Source organism: Erwinia sp. V71, assembly GCF_965644245.1.
Lineage (GTDB): Bacteria > Pseudomonadota > Gammaproteobacteria > Enterobacterales > Enterobacteriaceae > Erwinia.
This window is the reverse complement of the sequence record NZ_CBFFRK010000345.1, coordinates 1-213: the sequence shown is the minus strand read 5'-3', so window position 1 is coordinate 213 and position 213 is coordinate 1. Positions and strand designations below refer to the sequence as shown.

The 213-nt window shown below is 56.3% G+C and carries 1 protein-coding gene; it reads right to left on the bottom strand.

The window, feature by feature from the left end; translation table 11 throughout:
• Positions 1–213: transposase (locus ACSZO1_RS22895; RefSeq protein ID WP_437616711.1), on the bottom strand; the 213-nt coding region annotated here is incomplete at both ends.

Genomic DNA, 213 nt, shown 5'->3' with positions numbered 1-213 from the left:
GAAAATGACGGAAATTCATGATGGTGGTGCGGTCGGGGACGCAGCAGTCGATACCGGAGAACTGACGAAATGGCAGCATGTCATGGAGGGCATCTTCGGCAGCGCTGTCACTGAGGTCAAACCAGAGTTGCAGGCAGTGAATGCGCAGCATGAGCAACAGGGGAAAAGGTCTGCGTCCCCGTCGGGACGAGGGATAGCAGGGAAGCAGCATAT